Consider the following 26,982-nt stretch of genomic DNA (forward strand, 5'->3'; position numbering starts at 1 on the left):
TCCTTCAGCAGCAGGCGAGTTCGGCGAGCAGCGGCTCGCACAGTTCGGCGCGCCCCCCGCAACAGTCTTTGGCGAGGAAGATCATCAGGCCGCGCAACGCATCGATGCTGACACGCTGTATCTGCCGTCGCCCGCGCTTTTCGGGGACGACCAGCCCGGCTTTTACCAGGACCGCCAGATGGGTGGAGAATGTGCTCTGGCTCAGCCCGCCAGCTTCCGCCAACTGCCCGGTCGAAAGGCCTTCCGGCTCATGCTGAACCAGCAGCCTGAAGGTCGCCAGGCGGGTTGGATGCGCGAGAGCCGCAAGAATTGAGAGCGCCGCTTCAGTTTCCATGCATCGGAATTATCCGATGGAATGCGGGTGGTCAATAACACATCGGATAATGTCGATGTGTTTCTGTCAATTGTCGGCCTCGGCTCGTCGTTAAGCCGATATTCCTCTTTTCACCAATAACCATTTCGACAACCCTGTTCCCCCGCGACCCCAGAATATCCGCTACCCGTGCGCAAAGGCCGACGCTAAAGACAGGCGCATGACCGACCTTACGTCCATGACCGAAGCCGAAGCCGCCAACCACCTCATGCGCCTGGCGCGGGAGATTGCGCGCCACAACCGGCTCTATCATGATCAGGACCAGCCGGAGATCACCGACGCCGCCTATGACGCGCTGATCCGCGAGAATAATGCGCTGGAAGCTGCCTTCCCGCACCTTGTCCGCAGCGATTCTCCCAACGCCCAGGTCGGTGCGGCCCCCACCTCCGCCCTCAAGAAGGTCCAGCACGCCGTCCGCATGATGAGCCTCGACAACGGCTTCGCGGACGAGGACATCGCCGAATTCATCGCCCGCGTCCGCCGCTTCCTCGCGCTCCCCGAAAACGCGCCCGTCGCCCTCACCGCCGAACCCAAGATCGACGGCCTGTCCTGCTCGCTGCGCTATGAGAAGGGCGAACTGGTCCTCGCCGCCACGCGGGGCGACGGCACGACGGGGGAGGACGTCACCGCCAATGTCCGCACTATTGCCGACATCCCTGAGCGCCTGACCGGCGACACCGTCCCCGACCTGTTCGAAGTCCGGGGCGAAGTCTATATGGCCAAGGCCAATTTCGTGGCCCTGAACGAACGCCTGCTGGCCGAAGCCGAAGACCCCGAAAAGGCCCGCCAGTTCGCCAATCCCCGTAACGCCGCCGCCGGTTCGCTGCGCCAGAAGGACGCCGCCGTCACCGCCAGCCGCCCGCTGCGCTTCCTCGCCCATGGCTGGGGCGAAGTCAGCGCCGTCCCCGCAGAAACCCAGCTCGGCGTCATGCAGGCCATCGCAAGCTGGGGCCTGCCCGTCTCCGACCGCCTGACCTGCGTCGACACGCTGGAATCGCTGATCGCCCATTACCGCGCCATCGAAGCCGCCCGCGCCGAACTGCCCTTCGACATCGATGGCGTCGTCTACAAGGTCGACCGGCTTGACTGGCAGCAGCGCCTGGGCTTCGTCGCCAAGGCCCCGCGCTGGGCCATCGCCCATAAATTCCCCGCCGAACGGGCGCAAACGACGCTGGAGGCCATCGACATCCAGGTCGGCCGCACCGGCAAGCTGACTCCGGTCGGCCGCCTGACCCCCGTCACCGTCGGCGGCGTCGTCGTCTCCAACGTCACCCTGCACAATGCGGACGAGATCGCCCGCCTCGGCGTCCGCCCCGGCGACCGCATCGTCGTCCAGCGCGCAGGCGACGTCATCCCGCAGGTGGTCGACAATCTCACCCGCGACGATCCGCGCGCGCCCTTCGCCTTCCCCGACCATTGCCCCGTCTGCCAGTCCGAAGCCGTGCGCGAGGAAGGGGAGGTCGACATCAGATGCACCGGCGGCCTCATCTGCCCCGCCCAGCGGTTCGAACGGCTGCGCCATTTCGTCAGCCGCGCCGCGCTCGACATAGAGGGGCTGGGCGAAAAGAGCATAGAGGAATTTCTGGACCTCGGCTGGATCGCGGAACCGGCCGACATCTTCCGCCTGAAGACGCACCGCGCCGACCTGATGGGCCGGGAGGGGTGGAAGGAGAAATCCGTCGACAATCTCCTCGCCGCCATAGAGGCCAAGCGCCAACCCGATGCTGCCCGCCTGCTCTTTGGCCTGGGCATCCGCCATATCGGCGCGGTGACGGCCCGCGACCTGCTGAAACGCTATGCGACGCTGCCTGCCATCCACGCCCTCGCGCTGGAGATCATCGCCCTGCGCGACGCCGCGCAGCCTGCGGAGGGGGAGGAGGAAAGCCGCTTCCGCAACCGCCTGGACAAGGCCATCGCCGAACAGATCGGGGTCGAGAATGTGGGCTCGGCGGTCGGCCACGCGCTGGCCGATTTCTTCCACGAACCGCATAATGTGGAGGTCTGGAACGACCTGCTGAGCGAAGTCTCCCCGCCCGACTATGTGGTCGAAACCACCGCCAGCGCGGTCACCGGCAAGACCGTCGTCTTCACCGGCAAGCTGGAAACCATGAGCCGCGACGAGGCGAAGGCGCAGGCCGAACGCATGGGCGCCAAGGCCGCCGGATCGGTCAGCGCCAAGACAGACCTGGTCGTCGCAGGCCCCGGCGCGGGTTCCAAACTGAAACAGGCCGCCGCGCTGGGCATCGAAGTGATCGACGAAGCGGCCTGGGCCGAAATCGTCAAGGCTGCGGGATAGGTGGGCAAGGCGACGACTGGTCCATTTCCTTCATGGTCCATTCCGCTCGCCAACCAGGGATTTCTCAAACCGGGAGCGGCACGCCCGGCAGGTTCTTCGATGTGCGGATGGTGAGCGAGGTCTTCACGCTCACGACATTGGGGGCGGGCGTCAGTTTTGACGTCAGGAACTGCTGGAAACTTTGCAGATCCTTCGCCACCACCTTCAGGATGAAGTCGATCTCGCCGTTCAGCATATAGCATTCGCGCACCTCCGGCAGGGTGGCGATATGATCCTCGAACGCCTTGAGGTCCGCTTCGGCCTGGCTTTTCAGGCTGACCATCGCGAAGACCGTGATGGTATAGCCCAGCATCGATGGGTTGACCACGGCATGGTAGGAGCTGATGGCGCCGCTTTCCTCCAATGCGCGGACGCGGCGCAGGCAGGGGGGAGCCGTCAGGCCCACCTTGCGGGCCAGCTCCACATTGGTCATCCTGCCGTCATCCTGCAATTCGCCCAGGATCTGGAGGTCGATGTCGTCAATATTGGGGCCGGCCATTATTCCGCTTATTTCCTTGCCTGTTAATATGGCGTTACCATAATAATATTTCAGGACAATGCAATTGTCCCACTATGCGACGTTCGCATAAGAACCCGTCCGCGGCCCTTCCCCTTTGCGGCCCGAAGCATTATTCCTGTGTAACGATCTCTCCGGCGAAGGTTGTTCAGCGCTGCGCCGGGGCTGGAATTTGGGGAATTTTGGTGCGCTTCAACGATCTCATGCAGACGGTTCTCGCCGCGGAAGGACGCAGCGGCCTGGGCGCGGTCACCTTGTGGCGGCAATGCGTGGATCTGCTGGCGCAAAATGACCGGCATGACCGTCCGATCGTGTCCGATGCGGAGCGCGCGGCCCTGCTGGAACGGCTGTCCGGACTGTTGCCCAAGCTGTCGGAAACGCAGCGGATCGCGACCGTGGTGGAATTGGGCGGGCGGTTGCGGTCGCCCAGGCTGGTCGAATTCTTCGCCAATGATCGCCCGGCGATCGCGGCCGCCGCCATGTCCCGCGCGCGCCTGTCCGATGCGGCCTGGGTGGAGATGTTGCCCCGCCTGACGCCCACGGCGCGCGGCGTGCTGCGGTCGCGGCGCGACCTTGGCCCCGCGACGTTGCAGGGGCTGGAGGCTTTCGGCGCGACCGACCTGGTGTTGACCAGCGATGTCGTCGTCGAGCAGGAAGACATGCTGCTGACAGAGGCGATGATCGTTCCTGCCGATCCCCCGGTCGATCCGGCCCCGGTCGATCCGGCCCAGGTCGAGCCGGCGGAGGAAGACCGCAGCCAGATCCGCAACCTGGTCGACCGGATAGCGCGCTTCACCAGCGCCCGGCGCGCAGGCGACGCGGACGAAGCGCCGCAACGCCCCGCCATCGCCGGGCCGCGCGCCTTCGCCTTCGAAACCGATGCGTCAGGGACGATCGTCTGGATCGACCAGGGGCCGCGGGCGGCGCTGATCGGCCTTGCGCTCAATGAAACGGCGCTGGAAGGCGGCAGCGGCCCGGACGGCCATGTCGCGGGCGCCTTCATGCGGCGCAGCGGTTTTCAGAACGGCCGCTACACGATCGTCGGCGGCACCATGGCGGGCGAGTGGCGGCTGTCGGCGACGCCCTTTTTCGATCCGCGCTCCGGCCGCTTCCAGGGCTATCGCGGGCAGGCGCGGCGGCCCTATCTCCACGAAGTCGCCGCCGAACCGCGTGCCGAACCCGTGTCCATCGCGGGCCTGTCCGCCGATTCGATCCGGCAACTGGTGCATGAACTGCGCACGCCGCTGAATGCGATATTGGGCTTTGCCGAGATCATAGAGCAGGAGCTGTTCGGTCCGGCCGGTCCTGAATATCGCGACATGGCGGGCAAGATCGCGGTGGATGCGCGGCATCTGCTGACGGCCTTCGACGATCTGGACCTTGCGGCCCGGGTGTCGCGGGGCGAGGGCGGGACCGAGCCGCCCCGCGCAATCGATCCCGCGCTTCTGGTGACGCAGGTGTCGACCCGCTTTCGCGAACAGGGCGACGGCGCGCAGATCGACATCGCCATGGCGCGGGGCCTGCCGATGGTGCGGATCGACCCGGTGCAGGGGGAGCGGATGATCCAGCATCTGCTGCGCACGCTGATCTCCGTCTCGCCGGCGGGGGAAGCGTTGACCGGCGCCTGCTGGTATCAGCCGGACGGGGCGGAAGGCCGCGTGGTGCTGGCCATCGACCGGCCGTCGACGCTGGCGGGAATGGAGGAGGAGCGGCTGCTCGATCCCGGCTATATGCCGGACGGCAATTGGGCGGACGGGCCGCTGCTGGGCCTGGGCTTTTCCCTGCGGTTGATCCGCAGCCTGGCGACCGGGTGCGGCGGCGCGCTGGACATCGAACCGGGCCGCTTCCTGCTCGCCGTGCCGGCCATGGCGGAGACGGAGGACGCCGTCGGCAGCGCCTGATGCGCCGGGGGAAAACCTATCGCAACCAAATCAGGGTAGCGGTGACGGGATGACCACGCTTTCCCATGACGGCAACCTGCTCCGCGCCCCGGCGGCGGAGGACAGGATCATGCTCGATCCGGATTTCGGCACGCGCTTCATGCTGTTCGTGGATACGGAGGAGGAGTTCGACTGGAACGCCCCCTTCCGCCGGACGGGCCATGGCGTGACGGCGTTGCAGGGGATGGAACGCGGCCAGGCCTATTTCGCGGCCGCCGGGGTGAAGCCCGTCTATGTGACCGACTATCCGGTGGTCGACAGCGACGCGGCGGCGGCGATGATGGGACGCTGGCTGACCGACGGCGCGGCCGACATCGGCGCGCATCTCCATCCCTGGGTCAATCCGCCGCATGTCGAGGAGGTGACGGCCGCCAACAGCTATGTCGGCTTTCTGCCGGAGGCGGTGGAGCGAGCGAAGCTGGAAGCGCTATGCCAGCGGATCGCGGAACGCTTCGGCGCGCGGCCCGTCACCTACCGGGCCGGCCGCTACGGCGTCGGGCCCAACAGCGCCCGCCTGCTGGAGGAGGCGGGGTTCCGGCTGGACAGTTCGGTGCGCAGCCGATTCGATTACAGCGCGCAATATGGCCCGGATTTCCAGGGCCTGCCGCAATATCCCTATTGGGCCGGACCGGGACGGAGCCTGGTGGAGCTGCCGCTGTCCACCGCCTTTGCCGGCCTGCTGCGCGGCGGCGGCGAGCGGCTGTACCGGACCGTGCAGCGCATGGGGCCGGTGGCCGGCGCATTGGCGCGAACCGGGATGTTGAGCCGCATACCGCTGACGCCCGAAGGCATCGGCGCGCAGGAGGCTATCGCCGCGATCGACGCCTTGCTGCGGGAAGGCGCGCCGGTGCTGAATTTCAGCTTCCATTCCCCGACGCTGGAGCCGGGGCATACGCCCTATGTGCGCGACGAGGCCGACAGGACAGCCTTCTATGGCTGGTGGGACGCAGTGCTCGATCATCTGGACAAGCGGAATGTCCGACCCGCGACGCTCGACGCCTTCCTCAAGGCGGTCCAACCGCGAGGACAGGCTTGCCAAGCGGCCTGATGCTGCCTATCCGGGCAACAAGGTGGGGCCTGTAGCTCAATGGTTAGAGCTGGCCGCTCATAACGGCTAGGTTGCGGGTTCGAGTCCTGCCGGGCCCACCAAATCCCTTCGCTTCGATCACCTTGGCGCATCTGTCTTGGGCGGGCATGCATGGTTCCGTGCTGTCTGCGGACGAATGCAAGAAGAGGCGGAGCGATTGCAGTTTGTGCAATGCAAAAATTTCGCTTGCGACTCGGAGCAATCGGTGACAGTTTTCGATCCGTCGAAGCATGGGCGCTTCGACACATAGGTTGAACCTGCCGATGACGGCGAGGGTTCGACTGCGGTCCTTCAAAGGTCCGACATGGCAATGACGCCGCCTGGACAAGGTCAATGACCTGCGTTCCGGCGGCTTTTTTTATTGATTTTCGCTGGCGGCATGGATGCCGCCGGGCGGCTTTCGACATCGATTTCGCACGCTGGACCGCTTCCGGCGGTGGCCGGTCGCGCACTGCTTCCGGCGGTCACGATCAACAAGGAAAGGGCATTGGGGAATGGCAGAGGGGGATAATCGGCATGGCGTCGACCGGCGCGGACTGCTGAAGACGAGTGGAACGGCGGCGCTGTTCGCCGCGGTGCAGCAGGCCTTTCCGTCGGGCGCGTTCGCGGCCGGTACGGGGCCGGAGGTCACGGGCGCGAAGCTGGGCTTCATCGCGCTGACCGATGCCGCGCCGCTGATCATCGCCAAGGAACTGGGTTTCTTCGCCAAATATGGCTTGCCCGACGTGCAGGTGACGAAGCAGGCCAGTTGGGGCGCGACCCGCGACAATCTGGTGCTGGGCAGCGGCGGCGGCGGCATTGACGGCGCGCATATCCTGACGCCCATGCCCTATCTGCTGACGCTGGGCGCCATCGGCAAGGCGACGCCGATGAGTATCCTCGCCCGCCTGAACGTCAACGGCCAGGCCATCTCCGTGTCCAAGGAATATCTGGGCGCCAAGGCGGACATGAACGCAGCCAAGATGAAGGGCGTCATCGCCCAGCGCAAGGGCGCGGGCAAGAAGATCACCATGGCCATGACCTTCCCCGGCGGCACGCATGACATGTGGCTGCGCTACTGGCTGGCGGCCGGCGGGATCGACCCGGACAAGGATGTGGAACTGATCACCGTGCCGCCGCCGCAGATGGTCGCGAACATGAAGGCCGACACCATGGACGCCTTCTGCGTGGGCGAACCGTGGAACGACCAGTTGGTCGCGCAGCAGCTTGGCTATACCGCCGTGTCGACCGGCCAGATGTGGATGAACCATCCCGAAAAGAGCTTCGCCATGCGGTCCGACTGGGTGGCGAAATATCCCAAGGCGGCGCAGGCGATCACGGCTGCGATCATCGAGGCGCAGCGCTGGGCCGACAATCCGGGCAACATCACCCGGCTGGCCGGAACGATAGCCGGGCGCGATTATCTGAAGTGCCCGATCACCGACATCGCCGACCGCTTGCAGGGCAATTTCAACATGGGCGACGGGCGCAAATTCCCGAACGCGGCCTTCAAGATGAAGTTTTTTGCGGGCTATGCCTCCTTCCCGTACAAGAGCCACGATCTCTGGTTCCTCACGGAAAACCAGCGCTGGGGCAAGCTGCCCATGTCGCTCGACACCAAGGGCGTGATCGCCAAGGTCAATCGGTCCGACATCTGGCGCAAGGCCGCCGCGATGCTGGGCGGCAAGGGGCCTGCCAGCGACAGCCGGGGCGTCGAAAAATTCTTCGACGGAAAGACCTTCGACCCCGCCAATCCCAAGGCCTATCTCGCCAGCCTGGCGATCAAGCGGGTCTGATGAGCAAGGCCAGATGAGCAAGGAGAGCAGCATGGCGTCGCCATCGCCCAGCAAAAATGGCGGACCGTCGGCTTCGGCCGGCGGTGCCGCCGCAGAATTGGGGGTCATCGTGCCCTATCCCGAAGAAGCCATCGCCCGCCGCAGCTTCGAGCCGGTGGCCGCGCCGGTGCACCCGCTGGTGCGCCGCGCCCGGTCCTTGGCGGCGGGCATGCTGCCGACCATGGTGATGATCGCCGTGCTGCTGGCCTTCTGGCAGTTGCTCTGCGGATCGCCGGACGCGACTTTCCCCAGCCCGCTCAAAGTATGGCAGGAAAGCCATGAGGTCATCGTCCACCCGTTCAAGGGCGTGGAGATCGGCTTCACCCATTTCAGCATCCAGGATGGGGGCGATGTCGGCATTGCCGGGCATGTGTTGACCAGCCTCAGCCGCGTGCTGATCGGCTACAGCATCGCGGCGGTGATCGGCGTGGCGCTGGGCATATTGATCGGGCAGAGCGTCTTCGCCTTCCGCGCCCTCGACCCGCTGTTCCAGGTGCTGCGCACCGTGCCGCCGCTGGCCTGGCTGCCGATCAGCCTCGCCATTTTCCAGCAGGCGCAGCCTTCGGCGATCTTCCTGATCTTCATCACGGCGATCTGGCCGATCATATTGAACACGGCGGCGGGCGTGCAGACGCTGCCGGTCGCCTATCGCAACGTCGCCAAGGTGCTGGCGCTCAATCCGGTCGAATATTTCGTCCGCATCATGCTGCCCGCCACCGTGCCGCACATGTTCACCGGCCTTCGCATCGGCGTGGGCATGAGCTGGCTCGCCATCGTCGCGGCCGAAATGGTGCAGGGCGGCACCGGCGTCGGCTTCTTCATCTGGGACAGCTACAACAGCTCGCTGCTGACCGACACCATCGTCGCGCTGATCTGGATCGGCATGGTGGGCTTCGCGCTGGACCGCATCGTCGCCTTTGCGGGCCGCATCATCGGTCGTGCAGGCTGAGAAGGGGAGGGCATTGCCATGAAACAGCGCAGCTATCTCGCGCTAGAGGGCATCACCGTCGAATTTCCGACCAGGGCAGGGCGCTTCTGCGCGCTCGACGGGATCGACCTGGAGGTTGAAAAGGGCCAGTTCGTGGCGTTGATCGGCCATTCGGGCTGCGGCAAGTCGACGCTGCTCAACGCCGTCGCCGGGCTGGTCAAGCCGACGCGGGGGGCGATCTTCCTCGATGGCGAACTGGTCGACGCGCCGGGGCCGGACCGGGCAGTGGTCTTCCAGGACCATAGCCTGCTGCCCTGGCTGACGGTCGAGGAGAATGTCCGCCTGGCGGTCGACAAGACGGCGGGCGGCAAGAGCAAGGCCGAGCGCAGGGATTGGGTCATGCACAATCTGGAACTGGTCCAGATGACCCATGCCGCCGCCAAGCGCCCCGGCGAACTGTCCGGCGGCATGAAGCAGCGCGTCGGCATCGCCCGCGCCATCGCCATGAACCCACGCGTATTGCTGATGGACGAGCCGTTCGGCGCGCTGGACGCGCTGACGCGGGCGGCGTTGCAGGATGTGGTCATGGATTTGCAGGCGCGGCTCAACAACACGGTGCTGATGATCACCCATGACGTCGACGAGGCGGTTCTGCTGGCCGACCGGGTCGTCATGATGACCAACGGCCCGGCGGCGCGGATCGGCGAGGACCGGGCCGTGACGCTGGCGCGGCCCCGCAACCGGCTGGAGGCCATCGACACGCTCGAATATGCGGAGGCGCGCTCCGCCGTCATCCACTTCCTGCACGAGCGTTACCGCAATCCGGCGACGCTCGCCGCCTGAAAATCCGGTTTGGAGAGGATGCCCTGAATAGGCCCAGAAAAGCCATCGGGAGCAAATGAAGGGGGATTTATGAAGAAGGTTTCTTTCCTGTTATCGGCGTCGGCCCCAATAATGGGACTGTCCGCGGTCGCGGCGCCGGCGCTGGCGCAGGATGTCGTGTTCAAGCCCATCGTGGAAGCGCGCCTGCGGTATGAGACGGTCGATCAGGCCGGTCCCGCGCCGCTCAGCAGCAGCCGCGACGCCCATGCCGTGACGATGCGGCTGCGCGCAGGCGGCGAGATTTCGAAGGGCCCCTGGGCCTTCCTGGCGGAAGCCGAAGGCACGCTGGCGATCGATGAGGATTATAACAGCGGCGTCAATGGAAAGGCGCTCTATCCCATCGTCGCCGACCCGGAGACGGTCGAGGCCAACCGCGTTCAGATCCAGTACCGCACCAAGCCGCTGGTTGTTACCGTGGGCCGCCAGCGGATCAACCTGGACGACCAGCGTTTCGTCGGTTCGGTCGCCTGGCGGCAGAATGAGCAGACCTTCGATGCCGTGCGCGTCGAATATATGGGGATCAAGAACCTGAAGGTCGACCTGACCTACGCGATTGCGGCGCGGACCATCTGGGGCATAGACGGCGGCAAGTTCGGTTCGGCCAACCGGCCGACGGACATTGAGGGCGACGATGTCTTCGCCAACATCTCCTACAAGACCAAGCTGGGGACGCTGACCGGCTTCGCCTATCTGGTGGACGAGGATGAGGCGGTCGTGGCGTTGCGCCGGAACAGCAGCCAGACCTATGGCGCGCGTTTCGCGGGCGCCGTGCCCTTCACGAAGAAGGTGAAGCTCAGCTATCTCGCCAGCTATGCGCGGCAGAGCGACTATGCGACCAATCCGGTCGACTATTCGGCGGATTTCGTAACGGCCGAACTGGGCTTGGACGTGGCCGCGTTCAAGCTGACGGGCGGCTGTGAACTGCTGGGGTCGGATGGGGGCGCGACGGGGATAGCGGGCGGCTTCGCCTTCCAGACGCCCTTCGCCACGCTGCACAAGTTCAACGGCTGGGCCGACAAGTTCCTGACGACGCCCGGCACCGGCATTCAGGACTATTATGCCGGGGTCGCCTATACGGTGCCGAAGGTCGGCAAGGCGGGGCCGCTGGTGGCGTCCTTCACCTTCCACCGCTTCAGCAGCGACCGCCTGTCCATCCATTATGGCGACGAATATAATGCGCAGGTCACGCTCAAGCTGAACAAGCATCTGAGCGCGCTCGTCAAATATGCCGATTACCAGCGCAAGGGCATCGCCAGCTTCACCGGCGATGCCGACACCAGGAAGTTCTGGGCGCAGATCGACTACGCATTCTGACTTCTGCCGGCGCGCCTCAGGGCCGCCGTCATGGGCCATCGTTGCCGGGATCATGGAAGGACCGGCAGCGATGGCCTTTGCTTTTTAGGGTGTGTGGGGATTCAGCCCATGGCGGGCTGCAAATAGCGGCTTTCTCCGCTTCCAGTGCTCACGTAATGAAGTACGCTGCGCGCCGGTTCTCGAAATCCACTATTTTCGCCGCGCCCTGGACTGAATCCCCACACACCCTAAAGGGCGCTCCAGGACCGGCAGCCGCCGCAATCGGGAAGGGCTGATCGTCGATCAGATGGCGCGTCCAGGGCCGAAACCTCAAAGCTGCCGCGACCGTTGGTCACGCGAAGGTAAAAGGCGGAGGATCGACAGGATGGGCAAGGGCATTTTGCTGTGGTTGCTATTCCGCTAAGCAGGCTATTCTAAAGCCTGCCGGAAGCCCTGATATTTCGGGTAATGGTCGGGGAGACAGGATTCGAACCTGCGACATCCTGCTCCCAAAGCAGGCGCGCTACCAGACTGCGCTACTCCCCGGCGCTCGCGGGCCTTAGCGGTGAAGCAACCGGCGCGTCAATCGCGCTTTTGTTTCCTCCGCCGTTCACCGCATGGAAAAAGGGCGGATCGTACGAAGACGATCCGCCCTTTCGAAAATCCCGCTGAAGCGAAGATTATTCGGCGTTCGCGGCGTTGCCAGCGACGTTCGCAGCGTTGGCGGCGTTGTCGGCAGCGTTCGCGGCGTTGTCGGCAGCGTTGGTGGCGTTTTCGACAACGTTCTCAACAACAGCGTTCGAAGCGTTCGCGGTCTCGTTGGCCGGCTTCTCACCGCAAGCGGCGAGGGCCATCAGGCCGGCCGAAGCGAAAACAACAGCGATCTTCTTCATTGTGTACGGCTCCCATAGCATTTTGCCGCGTTGCCACGCCAAAATCGTGACTTACGCGAGCGACCCGCATTAACGTGTGCGCTGCACAAATCAATGCTTTTCTGCGTCGGTGAAGCGACAGAATCACGCGACAAGCAGTTGTCTACAATAAAAGTTCAGTTAACGCCTAACGATTCCGGCGCATTCGCGATTTCGAAAAGCGCAACCGCCCAGGCGGCGACATTCTGCCGAAGCTGTGCCGGGTCGATCTTGTCCAGCGTGTCGTCCGGCGTGTGATGAATGTCGAAATAGCGGGTGCCGTCCTGCTGGAGATCGACCACAGGGACGCCCGCCTTTACCAGCGGCTCTATGTCGGAACCCCCGCCGGCGGGCAGGCGGCTGGCGCCGATGCCGAGCGGAGCCAGCCCGGCCGCGACCCGGCGGGCGAGCGCGTCATGGCCCTGCGGCAGCCTGAAATCCACGCGCCAGACGCGGTCGGCCCCGAAATCCGATTCCATCGCCATGGCATGCGCTTCCTTGCCATGGGCGTCGAAATAGGCGCGGCCGCCATTGCCGCCGACCTCCTCCGCACCGGCCATCAGCAGGCGGATGGTGCGGCGTAGCGGCGCGGCCTTGGCGGCCTGGAGCGCCGCGGCGGCCACGATGCCGCAGCCCGCGCCATCGTCTATCGCGCCCGTGCCCTGATCCCAGCTATCGAGATGGCATGCGGCGACGACGACGCCCGCCTTGGGATCGCTGCCGGGGATTTCGGCGATGACGTTGCCCGACGGCTGGTCCTTCAGCATTTTGGAGGTGAGCGTCAGGTGCAGCCGCACCGGATGGCCGCGAGAGACCATGCGGGCGAGCTGTTCGGCGTCCGGCACGCTGAGCGCGGCGGCGGGAATGGGCTTCACGCCATCGGCCCACATCTGGACGCCCGTATGGGGCTGGCGGTGGTTGTCGGTGCCGATGGAACGGATCAATATGGCGATGGCGCCCTTTTTCGACGCGATGCTTGGCCCCTGGCGGCGGGTCGCGCCGAAATAGCCGTAGGAACTGCCGTCCTGGGTCGCATGCATCGCATGGCTGACGAAGGCGATCCTGCCCTTCAGGCTGCCTTCCGGCGCGGCCTCCAGATCGGCCAGCGTGGGGAAATAGGCGACCTCCCCCTCTATTCCCTTGTCCGGGGTGGAGGCGCTGTTGCCCAGCGCGGCGAGGACCAGATTTTGCGGGAAGGGCGCGATCACGCGGGCTTCGTCATGGCCGCGCAGCCAGACGGGCATGGTGTAAGGTTCGGCGCGGACGTTGGAGAAGCCCAGGCTTTTCAGCTTCGCCACTGTCCAGTCGCGGGCGCGGGCCTCCTGCGGGGTGCCGGCGGGGCGGGGGCCGACTTCGGTGGTGAGGCCTTCGGTGAAGTCCATTGCAACCGTGTCCGTCAGGGCGGCGGCGCGAATCGCATCGATGCTGGACGCGGCCAGGAGGGGGGAGGGGGTGAGGATGCTGCCGAGGAGGAGGGCGGCAAGCGTGCCCGGTCGGATTTTCTGCATGGATGAAGGCTTAGCGGGGCATCCCCCATTTGCCAACGCGTTCCGCCTCCGCTAACCCGGCGCCGATTTCCAACGATTGTCCTTTCGGAGCAGCTTCAAGCCATGTCCGCCTCGTCCCAATACGCCTTCGTCATGAAGAGCATGACCAAGAGCTTTCCCGGCGCCGCCAAGCCGGTGCTCAACCAGATCAACCTGCAATTCTATCGCGGGGCGAAGATCGGCATCGTCGGCCCCAACGGCGCGGGCAAGTCGACCCTGATGAAGATCATGGCCGGCATCGACACCGATTATAGCGGGGAGGCATGGCCGGGCGAGAATATCACGGTCGGCTATCTGCCGCAGGAGCCGCAACTGGACCCGAACAAGACGGTTCTGGAGAACGTCAAGGACGGCGCGCGGGAGATTGCGGACAAGCTGGACCGCTTCAACGAGATCAGCTTGGAGCTGGCCGACCCGCCGGAGGACGTCGATTTCGACGCGCTCATGGAGGAAATGGGCACGTTGCAGGAGCAGATCGACGCCGTGGACGGCTGGACGCTCGACAACCAGCTTGAAATCGCGATGGAGGCGTTGCGCTGCCCGCCTTCGGACTGGCCGGTGGACAGCCTGTCAGGCGGTGAGAAGCGCCGCATCGCGCTCACGCGGCTGCTGATCCAGAAGCCGGACATATTGCTGCTCGACGAACCGACCAACCATCTGGATGCCGAAAGCGTCGAGTGGCTGGAAAACCACCTGAAGGAATATGCGGGCGCGGTGCTGATGATCACCCACGACCGCTACTTCCTGGACAATGTGGTCGGTTGGATCCTGGAACTCGATCGGGGCAAATATTTCCCCTATGAGGGCAATTACTCCACTTATCTGGAGAAGAAGTCCAAGCGTCTGGAGCAGGAAGACCGCGAGGCGACCGGCCGCCAGAAGGCGATCAACGACGAGCTGGAATGGATCAGGGCCGGCACCAAGGGCCGCCAGACCAAGTCCAAGGCGCGCATCAAGAAGTTCGAGGAACTGGTCGCCAGCCAGGAAAGCCGCACGCCGGGCAAGGCGCAGATCGTCATCCAGGTGCCTGAGCGCCTGGGCGGCAAGGTGATCGAGGCGAAGAATATCTCGAAGGCCTATGGCGACAAGCTGCTGTTCGAAAACCTCTCCTTCATGCTGCCGCCGGGCGGCATCGTCGGCGTCATCGGGCCGAACGGCGCGGGCAAGTCCACCCTGTTCAAGATTATTACCGGGCAGGAACAGCCCGATTCGGGCGAGATCGACATCGGTTCGACCGTGCGCCTGGGCTATGTCGACCAGAGCCGCGATCATCTCGACCCGTCGAAGAATGTCTGGGAAGAGGTTTCGGATGGCCTGGATTACGTCAAGGTCAACGGGCACGACATGTCGACGCGCGCCTATGTCGGCGCCTTCAACTTCAAGGGGCAGGACCAGCAGAAGAATGTCGGCAAGCTGTCGGGCGGCGAGCGCAACCGCGTCCACATCGCCAAGATGCTGAAGAAGGGCGGCAACGTGCTGCTGCTCGACGAACCGACCAACGATCTGGACGTCGAAACGCTGGCGGCGCTGGAAGAGGCGATCGAGAATTTCGCGGGCTGCGCCGTGGTGATCAGCCACGACCGCTTCTTCCTCGACCGGCTGGCGACGCATATCCTGGCCTTCGAAGGCGACAGCCATGTCGAATGGTTCGAGGGCAATTTCGCCATGTATGAGGAGGATAAGCGGCGTCGCCTGGGCGATGCGGCGGATCGTCCCACGCGGCTCGCTTACAAGAAGCTGACGCGCTGATTCCAGCGATGCGGCGCGAAAACCGTCAACGAATTGCAAACATTGCAATGGGCGGCGTGTTTTTCGCAATTGCAAAATGACGTGCTGCACTGCACATAGAAAAGGCCTTTCAGGCATCCTCTCCTAAAACTTTCAGGCCGGTCCTTCTGGGATCGGCCTTTTTTTTGGTGATGGGCGCCTCATTCATGGGCTTGTTCAGCGATGCGGATATTCCGGCGGCATATTCCGCCGATGCGCCCACCCATGCGGCCTTATCCCTAAGACGGCGTGGACAAATTCAAGACCCGGACTGAGCGATTTTGGGTGGAGAGCGGGCCTTCCCCCTATTCGTCACCTCTCCCCCCTATTCGTCACCCCGGACTTGATCCGGGGTCCCGCTGCCTTGGGCTGGGCGCGGTGTAGAGGCAAAAGCGGGACCCCGGATCAAGTCCGGGGTGACGGTGGGGCAATGTCCGGAACTAGCCATTTCCCGACATCCGCATTTGTCCACGCCGTCTGGGACACACCGGGTTTAATCAAATGCACGCTGTTCCTGAGCCCATCGAAGGGCTCAGTCTACTCAACGCAAATGGTCCCAATATTGCCCGATGCCCGAAGGGCGAATTCGCGGCAAAGCATGATTCTTTCCATCTCGGTGCTTCACGCTGCATCTGACTTGGGTTAGTCCCCTCAGGACCAGCGACTGGGGCAGACATTCGGCAATGAGGGCGAAGCAGGTTTAATGGCGTTGACCCCTCTTGCTGCCGTGATCCTGGGCGTCGTGCTGGCCTTGTGGCTGGGCGCGGCGATCTGGGCCTTGTCGAGCGGCCAGCGCAGGCGCCGCGAAGGCATGCAGGCGCAGGGAAAGCTCGACCGGCTGTCCGCCCTGATCGCCTCCGCGCCCGCCGCGCCCATCGTGATCCATTCCGACGGACGGCTGGAAGCGGCCGACAGGCTCGCCAAATGGCTGGGCAAGGAGCGGGTGCCGGCCTTCGTTTCCGAACTGACCGCGCCGGACGGCGGCCTGGAACCCGATGACGCGACCGCGCTGGCGCAGGAGATCGCGGCCGCCCAGCGCGCAGGGCGCAGTTTCGCGCTGCCGGTGCGGGGCGTCGATTCGTCGCGGTTGCTGCTGGTCCGCGGCGCGCCGGCAGGCTCGGTGCTGGCCGAAAGCGGCGGGGTCGTCCTCTGGATCTTCGACGCGACCGACAGCCAGTCGGAAATCCAGACCCTCAAGGGCCGGGTGGAGCAGCTTCGGGAAGCCCTGGAGGCGCTGGCGGGCCTGGTGGAGGCGGCGCCCTTTCCCATGTGGCATCGCACGGCGGACATGCGGCTCAGCTTGGTCAACACGGCCTATGTCCGGGCGGTGGATGGAGAGAACGCCCGCGAAGTCATCGCCAACGGCACCGAACTGGTCGAGACGGTCGGCGGACTGACGCCGCAGGCCGCCGCCGCCCAGACCCTTGCCGACGGCACGCCTGTCGAGCGCATGGTTCCCGCAACCATCGACGGCGAAAGGCGGACCATCCGCGTGGTCGATGTTCCGCTGGGCGCGGCGGGGGTGGCCGGTTTCGCCCTGGACCAGAATGAACTGGAACAGGCCCGCGTCGAGCATCGGCGGCTGGAGGCGGCGCAGCGCGACCTGCTGGACCGCCTGTCCGCGGGCGTGGCGCGTTTCGGGTCCGACCGGGCGCTGCGCTTCTGGAACCAGCCCTTCATGAGCCTGTTCGGGCTGGATCAGGAGCGATTGGCCGACAATCCGCCGTTCGAACGGGTGCTGGACCAGATGCGCGAGGCGCGGCGACTGCCGGAAAATCGCGATTTTCCGGCATGGCGGGCGGAGCGGCGCGACTGGTTCCTCTCGCCCGATCCGCGCGAGGAGAATTGGCTGCTGGCCGACGGCACCCATTTGCGGGTGTACGCGCAACCTTTGCCTGACGGGGGCCTGCTGCTGATCTTCGAGGATCGGACCGAGCAGGTCCAGTTGTCGAGCGCCCGCGACACGCTGCTCCGCGTCCGCACGGCGACGTTCGACAATCTGTTCGAATCGATCGGCGTCTTTTCCTCGGACGGTCGCCTGCACCTGTGGAACAGCCGTTTCCGGACGATCTGGGACGTTTCGGAGGATCTGCTGGCCCAGCATCCGCGCATCGACGAACTAATGCGGACGGTCCAATCGCGGCTGGCCAAGCCGCAGCAGGGCAACCTCGTCCGCGAACTGGTGCGCGCCGCCACGGTGGAGCGCAAGCAGCGCGTCGGCCATGTCGGCTTTGCGGACGGGCGCATCTTCGAATTCGCGGCGATTCCGCTGCCGGACGGCAATGCGCTGTTCACCATGCTGGACGTGACCGACAGCCGCCGCGTGGAGCAGGTGCTGCGCGACCGCAACGACGCGCTGGAGCAGGCGGACAAGGTGAAGACCGCCTTCGTCACCAATATGAGCTATGAACTGCGCACCCCGCTGACCACCATCGCCGGTTTCGCCGAGATGATGAGCGCGGGATATGCGGGGGAACTCAGCGCATCCGCGAAAGAATATGTCGACGGCATCCTGCAGAGCACCAACCGGCTTTCCATGCTGATCGACAATGTGCTGGACCTGACCCAGGGCGAGGCGGGGATGCTGCCGGTCGAAAAGGCTCCGGTGGACCTGGCGGTGGAGGCACGCGACGCCGTGGCGCGGATCAAGGGCGACGCCACCGCCAAGGGGATCGACCTGGCGCTGTCGCTCCAGGCCAGTCTGGGCACGATACAGGGGGACAAGCGGCGGATCGGGCAGGCGCTGGACCATCTGCTGGAAAATGCGGTGCGCTATTGCAGCCGGGGCGGCCGGGTGCTGCTGCATGGCGACGGGACGACGGACAATGCCCGGCTCGTCGTGTCGGACAATGGGCCGGGCATCAACGCCAAGCGGCAGGCGACGATCTTCGACGCATCCTCCCGGACGGAGCAGGCGCGCAACGGCGGCAAGGCGGGGATCGGCCTGCCGCTGGCCCGGCAGTTGGCGCAGGCGCATGGCGGGACGCTGCAACTGGTTTCGGAGCCGGGGCAGGGCACTATGGTCGTGATCGAGCTGCCCCGTGGCTGAGAGCGGGATCGTCCTGACCGGCGAGGGGGAGATGCTGGCGTTCGGGCGTCGGCTGGCCGCTTTCGTCCGCATCGGCGACGTCATCGCGCTGGAAGGCGGGCTGGGCGCGGGCAAGACGACCTTGGCGCGGGGCCTGTTGGAAGGATTGGGGCTGGAGGGGGAAGCGCCCAGCCCCAGCTTCGCCATCGTCCAGCCCTATGACATTCCGGAAGTCAGCCTGCCGGTCGCTCATGTCGACCTCTACCGGCTCGACGGGCCGGAGGAGGCCGAGGAACTGGCGCTGGACGAATATCTGACGGACAGCCTGCTGATCGTCGAATGGCCCGACCGGCTGGGCGAGCAGGCGTGGCCCCATGCGCTGCGTTTCCACATCGCCATCGAACCCGGCGGCGCACGGCGCTTGACAGCGGACGTGCCGGGCGCTTGGACGGAGCGATGGTCACAGATATGATCCCGCCCGCCGCCGCTCCCGCCTTTCTCGCGCAAGCGGGGTGGGAACATGCCGCCATCGTGCCGCTGGCCGGGGATGCGTCCTTCCGCCGCTATTTCCGGGTGATCGACGGCGCCCGCCGGGCGGTGCTGATGGATGCGCCGCCGCCGCATGAAGACCCGCGCCCCTTCATCGCCATTGCCCGGCATCTGACGGAGAAGGGCTTTGCCGCGCCCCGGATATTGGCGCAGGATCTGGACGAAGGGCTGGTCCTGATCGAGGATTTCGGCGACCTGCGCGTCAAGGAACATGTCGAGGACGCGCCGGAGGCTGAACGTGACGTCTACAGCCGCGCCGTCAACCTGCTGGCCGCCCTGCATCGCCTGCCTGCCGCCGATGTGCCGCCCTATGACCGTGAGGTCTATCAGCGGGAAGCGGGATTGCTGACCGAATGGTATTGCCCCGCCATCGGCCTGCCGGTGGATGAGCCGGGCTATGCCGCGGCATGGGATGCGGTGCTGCCTATCGTGGAGCGATCGGCCAGCCCCGTCGTCACGGTGCTGCGCGATTATCATGCGGAAAATATCATGCTGATCGACCGGGCGGAGTCGCATGGGCTGGGTCTGCTCGACTTTCAGGACGCGCTGGCGGGGCATCCGGCCTATGATCTCGTCTCGCTGCTCCAGGATGCCAGGCGCGACGTGTCGCCCGCGCTGGAGGCGGCGATGCTCGCTCATTATCGCGCCGTCGCCGACCCGCCCGCCGATTTCGACGCGGCCTATGCCGTGCTGGGTGCGCAGCGCAACGCGAAGATCATCGGCATCTTCACCCGCCTCTGGAAGCGCGACGGCAAGCCGCGTTACCTGAGCTTCCTGCCGCGCATGTGGGACTTGCTGGAGCGTGACCTCGCCCATCCGGCGCTGGCGCCCGTGGCGGCCTGGTTCGCGGCCAATATCCCGGCCGACAAGCGCCACCATGCTCTAGAGGACTATGCCCCCGCATGATCGACACGGCGATGCTGATGGCGGCCGGACTGGGCAAGCGCATGCGGCCGCTGACGGCGACCCGCCCCAAGCCGCTGGTCAAGGTGGCGGGCAAGCCGCTGATGGACCATGCGCTGGACCGGCTGGCGGCGGGCGGCATCCGGAAGGTGGTGGTCAATGTCCATTATCTGGCCGATACGGTCGAGGCGCATCTGGCCGCGCATCATAATGGCATGCGGATCGCAATTTCCGACGAGCGCGGGAAATTGCTGGAGACCGGCGGCGGGCTGATCCATGCAAAGGAGCAGTTGGGCGACGCGCCCTTCTTCTGCGCCAATAGCGACAATCTGTGGATCGACGGGCCGCAGGAGACGCTGGGCATGATGCGGAAGCTCTGGAACCCGGAGCGGATGGATGCGCTGCTGCTGCTGGTGCCGCTTGCCCGCGCCCATTGCCACCGCGGGCCGGGCGATTTCCACATGGACGCGAAAGGCCGCCTGACGCGGCGCAGGACGGCCCATGTCGCGCCCTTCGTCTTCACCGGCGTGCAGATCATGTCGCCCAGCCTGCTGGTCGATCCGCCGTCGGACGTCTTTTCCACCAACGTGTTCTGGAACCGGGCGATAGAGGCTGGGCGTCTCTATGGCGTATCGCACCAGGGGCTGTGGTTCGACGTCGGCACGCCGCAGGCCATTCCAGTGGTGGAGACGATGCTGGCCCATGGGTGATCGCACCCGCCCGGCTTTGTTCAACATCCCCGCGCATCGCGCCTTTTCCGATGCGCTGGTGACGGGCGTCCTGACCCAGCATGGCGACGATCCGATGCGGCTGGCGCAGGGCATGATCCTGCTGCCCAACAATCGCGCCATCCGGTCGGTCAGCGACGCTTTCGTGCGGAAATCGGGCGGCGGGCTGCTGCTGCCGCGCCTTGTCGCGCTGGGCGATCCCGATCTGGGCGAACAGGTGGGCGGCGCGCTCGATCCCCTGGGGGAGGACGACGACCCCATCCCCCCCGCCATAGCGCCGATGCGCCGCCAGATGATCCTGGCGCGGATGGTGCAGCAGGCGTCCGCGCATCCGGTGGACGCGGGGCAGGCGTTGAAGCTCGCCCAGGCGCTTGGCGCGGTGCTGGACCAGATCCAGGTCGAGCGGCTTTCCGTCGCTGCGCTGGCCGATCTCACCCTGTCGGACGAATTGTCGCGGCATTGGCAGACGTCGCTCAAGCTGTTCGGCATATTGCTGGCGCAATGGCCGCAGGAACTGTCGCGGCTCGGCTGCATCGACCTGGCGGATCGGCGCAACCGGCTGCTGGAACGGGTGGCGGCGCGCTGGGCGAAGGCGCCGCCGGAGGGCTTTGTGATCGTGGCGGGCATGTCGACCACCGCCCCGGCGATTGCCGGATTGTTGCGTAGGATCGCGCTGATGCCCAAAGGGGCGGTCGTCTTTGCCGGTCTGGATCAGGAGATGGACAGGGATGCGTGGGACGCCATCGGTCCCTTCGACGCCGATCCGCTGACTGGCCGGGCGCCCGCCGGGCATGAAACCCATCCGCAATATGCGTTGAAACGCCTGCTCGACCGGATGAGCGCCACCCGCGACGATGTGGCGCTCTGGCGTTGGGGCAGCGAGCATGACGCCCGCGCCGTTCGGGGGCGCAACATCTCCAACGCCATGCTGCCGCCTCGGCTGACCAGCCGCTGGCGCGACCTGAAGACGGCGGACCGCTCGCTGGCCGGGGTGGAGGCGCTGGAGGTCGCGACGCCCGGAGAGGAGGCGCAGGCCATCGCCATCGCCCTGCGCGAAGCGGTCGAGACGCCGGGCCGCACCGCCGCGCTGGTGACGCCGGACCGGCAGTTGGCGACCCGGGTGTCCGCGCATCTGCGGCGCTGGGGCATAGAGGCCGACGATTCCGCAGGCCTGCCGCTGTCGCGCCTGCCGCCCGGAACCTTGCTGATCGCCATGGCGGAGGCTTTGGCGGAACGGTTCGCGCCGGTTGCGCTGCTGACCCTGCTCAAGCATCCGCTGGTCATGCGGGGGGAGGAGCGGCTTGGTTGGCTGGAGGGGGTGCGCGGGCTGGACCTGCTGCTGCGCGGGCCACGGCCGCAGGCGGGGATCGTCGGCCTGGATCTGTTGCTGGCGGAGCGGGACGGCGAAGACCGGCAGTGCGTCCTGCGCGGCCGCACGCGGCTCTGGTGGGCGGAGGCGCGCGCCCTGCTGGAACCGTTGGAGCAGGCCTTTCTGGCCGCGCCCGACCTTGCGGCGCAATTGGCGGCCATTCGCGAACATGCCGGTCGCCTGTCGCATGATGCGGTCTGGGCCGGGCATCAGGGTCATGCCGCCGCCGACCTCTTCGCCGAGATGGAGGAGGCGGCCAGCGAAGGGCCGCGTCAGGCCGACATTCGCGCCCTGCCTGCCCTGTTCGACCATCTTCTGGGCGGCGTGTCGGTCCGTCCGCCGCAGGGCGGGCATCCGCGCATCGCCATTCTGGGCCTGATCGAGGCGCGGCTGGTGCAGACGGACCTCATCATTCTGGGCGGGCTCAATGAGGGCACATGGCCGGGGCTGCCCGCGCCCGATCCCTGGCTGGCGCCGCGCATCCGGCGGGAAATCGGCCTGCCGGGGCTGGAAAGCCGCATCGGCCTTGCCGCCCATGATTTCGCCAGTGCGTTGGGCGCACCGCAAATCCTGATCACGCGGGCGCGGCGGGGATCGGGCGGTCCGGCGGTCGCATCGCGCTTCTGGCTGCGGTTGAAGGCGATGGCCGGGCCGCAATGGAAGAGCGCCGGCCGCTATGCCGCGCTGGCGCAGGCGATCGACCATGCGGCGGAGCATCGGCCCGCCGGACGCCCCGCGCCGGTGCCGCCGCTTTCCGTGCGGCCGAAGGTCATTCCCGTAACCGATGTCGACCGGCTGAAGGCGGACCCCTATGCCTTCTACGCCAGGCGCATTCTGCGTCTGGCGCGGCTCGATCCGGTGGATGCCGATGCGGGACCGGCGTGGCGCGGCACGGCGGTGCATGAAATCCTGCAACAATGGGCGGAGGCGGGCAGCGGCGACCTCGCCGATCTGGAGGCGCGGGCGCGGGCGATGTTCGACCGGCCCGACGTGCATCCGCTGCTGAAGGCGCTCTGGCAGCCGCGCCTGATCGAGGCCATCCGCTGGATCGCCGCCGAAGTGGCGAGCGACCTTGCGGCGGGGCGCAAGATCCTCGCCGTGGAGATCGAAGGCCGGGCGGAGATCGCCGGGGTGACGCTGACCGGCAAGGCGGACCGCATCGACCTGCTGCCGGACGGGAAGCTGGGGATCGTCGACTACAAGACCGGCAAGCCGCCCAGCGCGCGCCAGGTCAAGGCGGGCTATGCGCTGCAGCTCGGCCTGCTGGGGCTGATCGCGGAGCATGACGGCTTTCCCGGCACCCATCCGGCCCCGGTCGCGGGCGGCTTCGAATATTGGTCGCTCGCCAAGAAGGGCGATTCCTTCGGCTATCGCGAAAGCCCGGTCGATCCCCTGGGCAAGCGGGACAAGATCGTCACCGCCGACTTCACGTCCCAGGTCTATTCGCAGTTCGAGGATGTCGCCGCCGCCTGGCTTACCGGACAGGCGCCCTTCGACGCGCAGGTGAACCCGGAAGTCGCCAATTACGGCGATTATGACCAGCTCATGCGGCTGGAGGAATGGTATGGCCGGGACGATGGCTAAAAAGGCGAAGGCCCTGCAACCGCTGGCGGGCGCTCAGGCGCAGGCGGCCGCGCCCGACGCCCATGTGTGGCTGTCGGCCTCAGCGGGCACGGGCAAGACCCATGTGCTGACCGCCCGCGTCTTCCGCCTGCTGCTTCAGGGCGTGCGGCCGGAAAATATCCTCTGCCTCACCTTCACCAAGGCGGGTGCGGCGGAAATGGCGGATCGCGTCCATGACCGGCTCGCCGCCTGGGTGCTGATGGACGAGGCGGACCTTTTCCACGATCTGGAGGCGCTGGGCGAGGAGTCCGGCCCGGAAGCCCGGAACCGCGCCCGCCGCCTTTTCGCCGAGGTGCTGGAATCGACCGGCGGCGGGCTGCGCATCCAGACAATCCATGGCTTTTGCCAGCAATTGCTGACGGCCTTTCCGTTGGAGGCCGATCTGCCGCCCGGCTTCCGCCCGCTCGACCAGCGCGAGCAGGCGACGCTGGCGCGCCAGACGCTGGCCGACATGGCGGTGGTCGCGCAGGAGCAGCACGATAAGGCCCTGATGGATGCCTTGCAGGCGCTGAGCCTGCGCATGGGGGAGGGCGGGGCCGAGAATTTCCTGCTGCGCTGCGCCGCCCGGCTGGATGCGCTGGAGGCCTTGCCGGAGGATATCGCCCCCTGGTTGCTGCGGGAACTGGGGCTGCCCGAAGGCGACATCGACGCGCATATCGCGGAGCAGTGCGGGGACGAGTCGTTCGACATGCGCACGCTCGTCTGGATCGCGCAGGCCAATGCGGATTGGGGCACGGGACGGGCGCTGGAACGCTGCGACCGGATAGCGCGCTGGCGGGCTCTCGATCCGGCGGGGAGGGCGGCTGCGCTGTCCGATCTCCATGCGGTATGGGCGAAGGCGGGCGGCGAACTGATTTCGACCGGCAAGGGCTGGGCGCCTTCGGTGGACGGATATGGCGACGCCATCGCACGGATGCACGAATGCTGTTCCGAACTGCTGGGCCTTCGGGTTCGGGCCGCCTATGCCGCCCTGCTCGCCAGGGCATTGCATGCGGGGCGCGCCTATGCCCGCGCCTATGCGGAGGCGAAGCGGCTTGCAGGCGCGGTGGATTTCGACGACCTGATCGCCAACACCGCCCAGCTTCTGTCCCAGCCCGGCATCGCCGACTGGATTCGCTACAAGCTCGACCAGCGGATCGACCATATTTTGGTGGACGAGGCGCAGGACACCAATGTCAGCCAATGGCAGATCGTCGGCGCGCTTGCGGCGGAATTCTTTGCTGGCGAGGGGGCAAAGGGCGACAGGGTCCGCACCCTGTTCACGGTCGGCGACTTCAAGCAGGCGATCTTCGGATTTCAGGGCACCAGCCCCGAAGCCTTCCGCGCTGCGCAGATCGTCTTCCAGCGTCATGCGGAGGATGCGAGCCAGATGTTCCACGACCTCTCGCTCCAGCACAGCTTCCGCTCTACGCCGGCGGTGCTGGACGTGGTCGACCGCACCATCGCGACGCTGAGCGCCGAGCGTTTCGGGCTGGAGGCGGGCGAAGTGCGGCATGTCAGCGCGAACCGCTTTCCGGGCGAAGTGCTGCTGTGGAAGCCGGTGATCGCGGGCCTTTCCGACGAGGCCGAAGGGGAGGAGGATTGGGCCGCCGATCAGGAGCGGGTGCTGGCGCAGACCATCGCGCGGCAGATCAGGCAGTGGATCGATGACGGGCTGATGCTGGAAAGCCGGGGCCGCTCGGTGACGGCGGGCGACATCATGATCCTGGTCCGCCGCCGCAGCGAACTGGCGCGGCTGATCGTGGCGCGGCTTTATGAGGAGAAGGTGGCGGTGGCGGGGATCGACCGGCTGCGCCTGAACGCGCCTTTGGCGGTGCGCGACCTGTTGGCGGCGCTGCGCTTCGCCGTGCAGCCGGAGGATGATCTGAACCTGGCCGCTTTGCTGGTGTCGCCGCTGATCGGGTGGACGCAGGACGAGTTGATGGATCGCCTGATCGGCCGCCGCGTCGGGCTGTGGCAGCATCTGACGCAGACGCTGGACGGCGCGCTGCTGGAGCCGTTGCGGGGGTTGCTGGGGCAGGCGGATTTCACCACCCCTTATCGCTATCTGGAAGCCATATTGTCCGGGCCGATGGATGGCCGCCGCCGCCTGGTCGAGCGGCTGGGAGCCGAGGCCGCCGATCCCATCGAGGAATTGCTCAACGCCGCGCTCGACTTCGAGAATGACGATTATCCCTCGCTCCAGCGCTTCATCGACTGGTTCGACCGGGGGGAGGTGGAGATCGTGCGCGATGCAGCCGCGCAGGGGGATATGCTCCGCCTGCTGACGGTGCATGGCGCGAAGGGGCTGCAGGCGCCCATCGTCATCCTTGCCGACGCCTGTCTCGATCCGGACGCGGGCAACCGCGCCGGCTCGCTGGAGTGGAACGGCCTGCCGATCATCGCGCCGCGCAAGGGGGAACGGCATGGGGAGATCGGACGGGTGGCGGAGGAAGCGAGCGCCGTCGAACGGGCCGAACATTGGCGCCTGCTCTATGTCGCGCTGACGCGGGCGGAGGAAAGGCTGGTCGTGACCGGATCGCTCGGTCCCCGCGCCAAGGGGGAGGTGAAGCCGGAAAGCTGGTATGCCGCTGTCGAGGGTGCGCTGATCTCCCTCGATGCGGAGTGGGAGGCCGATCCGCTCTGGGGCGCGCGGCGCAGGTGGCGGGGGCATGAGACGCTTCCCCCCAAGGCCGCGGAGGCGGACGTTGCCGAAAACGGCGCTGATCACGACGAGCCAGACTGGCTTCGCAAGCCCGCTCCCGCAGAAGCGCGGCCGCCGCGCCCGCTGGCTCCCTCCGCCGCCGTGGAGGACGATGTGCCCTATCCGCCGCCCACCCCTGCGATGCGCGATGCGGCCGAGCGGGGGCGTTGGCTGCACCGGCTGTTCGAGCGGCTGGCCGAGGTGCCGCCCGACGACCGCCGCGCCCGCGCCGACAAATGGCTGGCGCAGCAGGGGCTGGGCGATGAGGCGCGGCGGCATGACGTCATCGAACAGGCGTTGCGCGTGATCGGAGACCCGCAATATGCCGCGCTGTTCGGGCCGGACGCGCTGGCCGAGGCGCCCATCGCCGCAGTCGTGGGGGAGGCGGTGATCGCCGGAACCGTCGACCGGCTGCGCATCGGCGAGGATCTGGTGCAACTGGTCGATTTCAAGACCGGCCGGATATCGCCGCTCGCGGTGGAGGAGGTGCCGCTGGCCCATGTCCGGCAGATGGCCGCCTATGCCGCCGCGCTTCAGGTGATCTTCCCCGGCCGCCGGATCGAGGCCGGGTTGCTCTACACGTCGGCGCCGCGGCTGATCGCCCTGCCAACGGAATTGCTGGCCCGGCACAAGCCCGGCTTTCCGCCCGCGCAGGAGAATTTGCCGCTCCCGCCCGTTGAGACGGATGCGTCACCATCCTAAATA

At 66.3% G+C, this 26,982-nt stretch carries 18 protein-coding genes and 2 tRNA genes; 15 read left to right on the forward strand and 5 right to left on the reverse strand.

Annotated features, from left to right (window positions below; genetic code table 11):
- Positions 1-4: 4 nt before the first annotated feature.
- A complete protein-coding gene (locus Sj15T_RS03950; protein ID WP_013039969.1) occupies positions 5-334 on the reverse strand; it encodes a metalloregulator ArsR/SmtB family transcription factor in 330 nt (109 codons plus the stop codon).
- A gap of 199 nt (positions 335-533) precedes the next feature.
- On the opposite strand from Sj15T_RS03950, the gene ligA reads away from it, so the two are divergent.
- Positions 534-2,669 (forward strand): NAD-dependent DNA ligase LigA, encoded by a 2,136-nt coding sequence (ligA, locus tag Sj15T_RS03955; protein ID WP_013039970.1) that lies wholly within the window; start codon positions 534-536, stop codon positions 2,667-2,669.
- Between the two features lie 64 nt (positions 2,670-2,733).
- Here the strand turns inward: ligA and Sj15T_RS03960 are convergent, their stop codons facing one another.
- Entirely contained in the window at positions 2,734-3,207 is a 474-nt protein-coding gene (locus Sj15T_RS03960) for an Lrp/AsnC family transcriptional regulator (RefSeq protein WP_007689069.1), read from the reverse strand.
- A gap of 203 nt (positions 3,208-3,410) precedes the next feature.
- Here Sj15T_RS03960 and Sj15T_RS03965 point away from each other — a divergent pair, with 203 nt between their 5' ends.
- The 7 genes from Sj15T_RS03965 (at position 3,411) to Sj15T_RS03995 (ending at position 11,190) form a co-directional block, all read left to right on the forward strand.
- Positions 3,411-5,126: a HAMP domain-containing sensor histidine kinase gene (locus tag Sj15T_RS03965; protein ID WP_193377930.1), complete on the forward strand. Its 1,716-nt coding sequence runs from the start codon at positions 3,411-3,413 to the stop codon at positions 5,124-5,126.
- A 49-nt stretch (positions 5,127-5,175) separates the two neighbouring features.
- A complete protein-coding gene (locus Sj15T_RS03970) occupies positions 5,176-6,213 on the forward strand; it encodes a polysaccharide deacetylase family protein (RefSeq protein ID WP_013039972.1) in 1,038 nt (345 codons plus the stop codon).
- Between the two features lie 25 nt (positions 6,214-6,238).
- Positions 6,239-6,314: transfer RNA gene (locus Sj15T_RS03975), tRNA-Ile, on the forward strand.
- A 432-nt stretch (positions 6,315-6,746) separates the two neighbouring features.
- Entirely contained in the window at positions 6,747-8,027 is a 1,281-nt protein-coding gene (locus tag Sj15T_RS03980) for a CmpA/NrtA family ABC transporter substrate-binding protein (protein ID WP_013039973.1), read from the forward strand.
- A gap of 31 nt (positions 8,028-8,058) precedes the next feature.
- Complete coding sequence (gene ntrB / locus Sj15T_RS03985) at positions 8,059-9,015, forward strand: nitrate ABC transporter permease (RefSeq protein ID WP_253720702.1); 957 nt, start codon at positions 8,059-8,061, stop codon at positions 9,013-9,015.
- An 18-nt stretch (positions 9,016-9,033) separates the two neighbouring features.
- The gene (locus tag Sj15T_RS03990) at positions 9,034-9,837 is read left to right on the forward strand and encodes an ABC transporter ATP-binding protein (RefSeq protein ID WP_013039975.1); all 804 of its coding nucleotides are present in this window, start codon (positions 9,034-9,036) and stop codon (positions 9,835-9,837) included.
- 69 nt (positions 9,838-9,906) lie between these two features.
- Positions 9,907-11,190, forward strand: a complete 1,284-nt coding sequence (locus Sj15T_RS03995; RefSeq protein ID WP_013039976.1) for an alginate export family protein — start codon at positions 9,907-9,909, stop codon at positions 11,188-11,190.
- Between the two features lie 448 nt (positions 11,191-11,638).
- Here Sj15T_RS03995 and Sj15T_RS04000 read toward each other — a convergent pair.
- From Sj15T_RS04000 to Sj15T_RS04010, 3 genes are all read right to left on the reverse strand, one after another.
- A tRNA-Pro gene (locus tag Sj15T_RS04000) sits at positions 11,639-11,715 on the reverse strand.
- 134 nt (positions 11,716-11,849) lie between these two features.
- Complete coding sequence (locus Sj15T_RS04005) at positions 11,850-12,062, reverse strand: hypothetical protein (RefSeq protein ID WP_007689093.1); 213 nt, start codon at positions 12,060-12,062, stop codon at positions 11,850-11,852.
- A 155-nt stretch (positions 12,063-12,217) separates the two neighbouring features.
- A complete protein-coding gene (locus Sj15T_RS04010; RefSeq protein ID WP_013039977.1) occupies positions 12,218-13,588 on the reverse strand; it encodes a M28 family peptidase in 1,371 nt (456 codons plus the stop codon).
- A gap of 102 nt (positions 13,589-13,690) precedes the next feature.
- Between Sj15T_RS04010 and ettA the strand changes: the two genes are divergently transcribed.
- From ettA to addA, 7 genes are all read left to right on the forward strand, one after another.
- On the forward strand, positions 13,691-15,376 hold the full coding sequence (gene ettA / locus Sj15T_RS04015) for an energy-dependent translational throttle protein EttA (protein ID WP_013039978.1): 1,686 nt from the start codon (positions 13,691-13,693) through the stop codon (positions 15,374-15,376).
- A 721-nt stretch (positions 15,377-16,097) separates the two neighbouring features.
- Positions 16,098-18,443, forward strand: coding sequence for a PAS domain-containing sensor histidine kinase (locus tag Sj15T_RS04020; protein WP_013039980.1), 2,346 nt, complete (start codon positions 16,098-16,100; stop codon positions 18,441-18,443).
- Complete coding sequence (gene tsaE, locus Sj15T_RS04025; RefSeq protein WP_013039981.1) at positions 18,436-18,894, forward strand: tRNA (adenosine(37)-N6)-threonylcarbamoyltransferase complex ATPase subunit type 1 TsaE; 459 nt, start codon at positions 18,436-18,438, stop codon at positions 18,892-18,894. The genes Sj15T_RS04020 and tsaE overlap by 8 nt, the downstream gene beginning before the upstream one ends.
- The gene (locus tag Sj15T_RS04030) at positions 18,891-19,877 is read left to right on the forward strand and encodes a phosphotransferase (RefSeq protein ID WP_041385858.1); all 987 of its coding nucleotides are present in this window, start codon (positions 18,891-18,893) and stop codon (positions 19,875-19,877) included. The genes tsaE and Sj15T_RS04030 overlap by 4 nt, the downstream gene beginning before the upstream one ends.
- The gene (locus tag Sj15T_RS04035) at positions 19,874-20,584 is read left to right on the forward strand and encodes a nucleotidyltransferase family protein (protein ID WP_013039983.1); all 711 of its coding nucleotides are present in this window, start codon (positions 19,874-19,876) and stop codon (positions 20,582-20,584) included. The genes Sj15T_RS04030 and Sj15T_RS04035 overlap by 4 nt, the downstream gene beginning before the upstream one ends.
- Positions 20,577-23,555, forward strand: coding sequence for a double-strand break repair protein AddB (gene addB / locus Sj15T_RS04040; protein WP_013039984.1), 2,979 nt, complete (start codon positions 20,577-20,579; stop codon positions 23,553-23,555). The genes Sj15T_RS04035 and addB overlap by 8 nt, the downstream gene beginning before the upstream one ends.
- Entirely contained in the window at positions 23,536-26,979 is a 3,444-nt protein-coding gene (gene addA, locus Sj15T_RS04045) for a double-strand break repair helicase AddA (protein ID WP_013039985.1), read from the forward strand. The genes addB and addA overlap by 20 nt, the downstream gene beginning before the upstream one ends.
- Positions 26,980-26,982 lie beyond the last annotated feature (3 nt).

It is taken from the genome of Sphingobium sp. TA15 (assembly GCF_037101235.1).
Taxonomy (GTDB): domain Bacteria; phylum Pseudomonadota; class Alphaproteobacteria; order Sphingomonadales; family Sphingomonadaceae; genus Sphingobium; species Sphingobium indicum.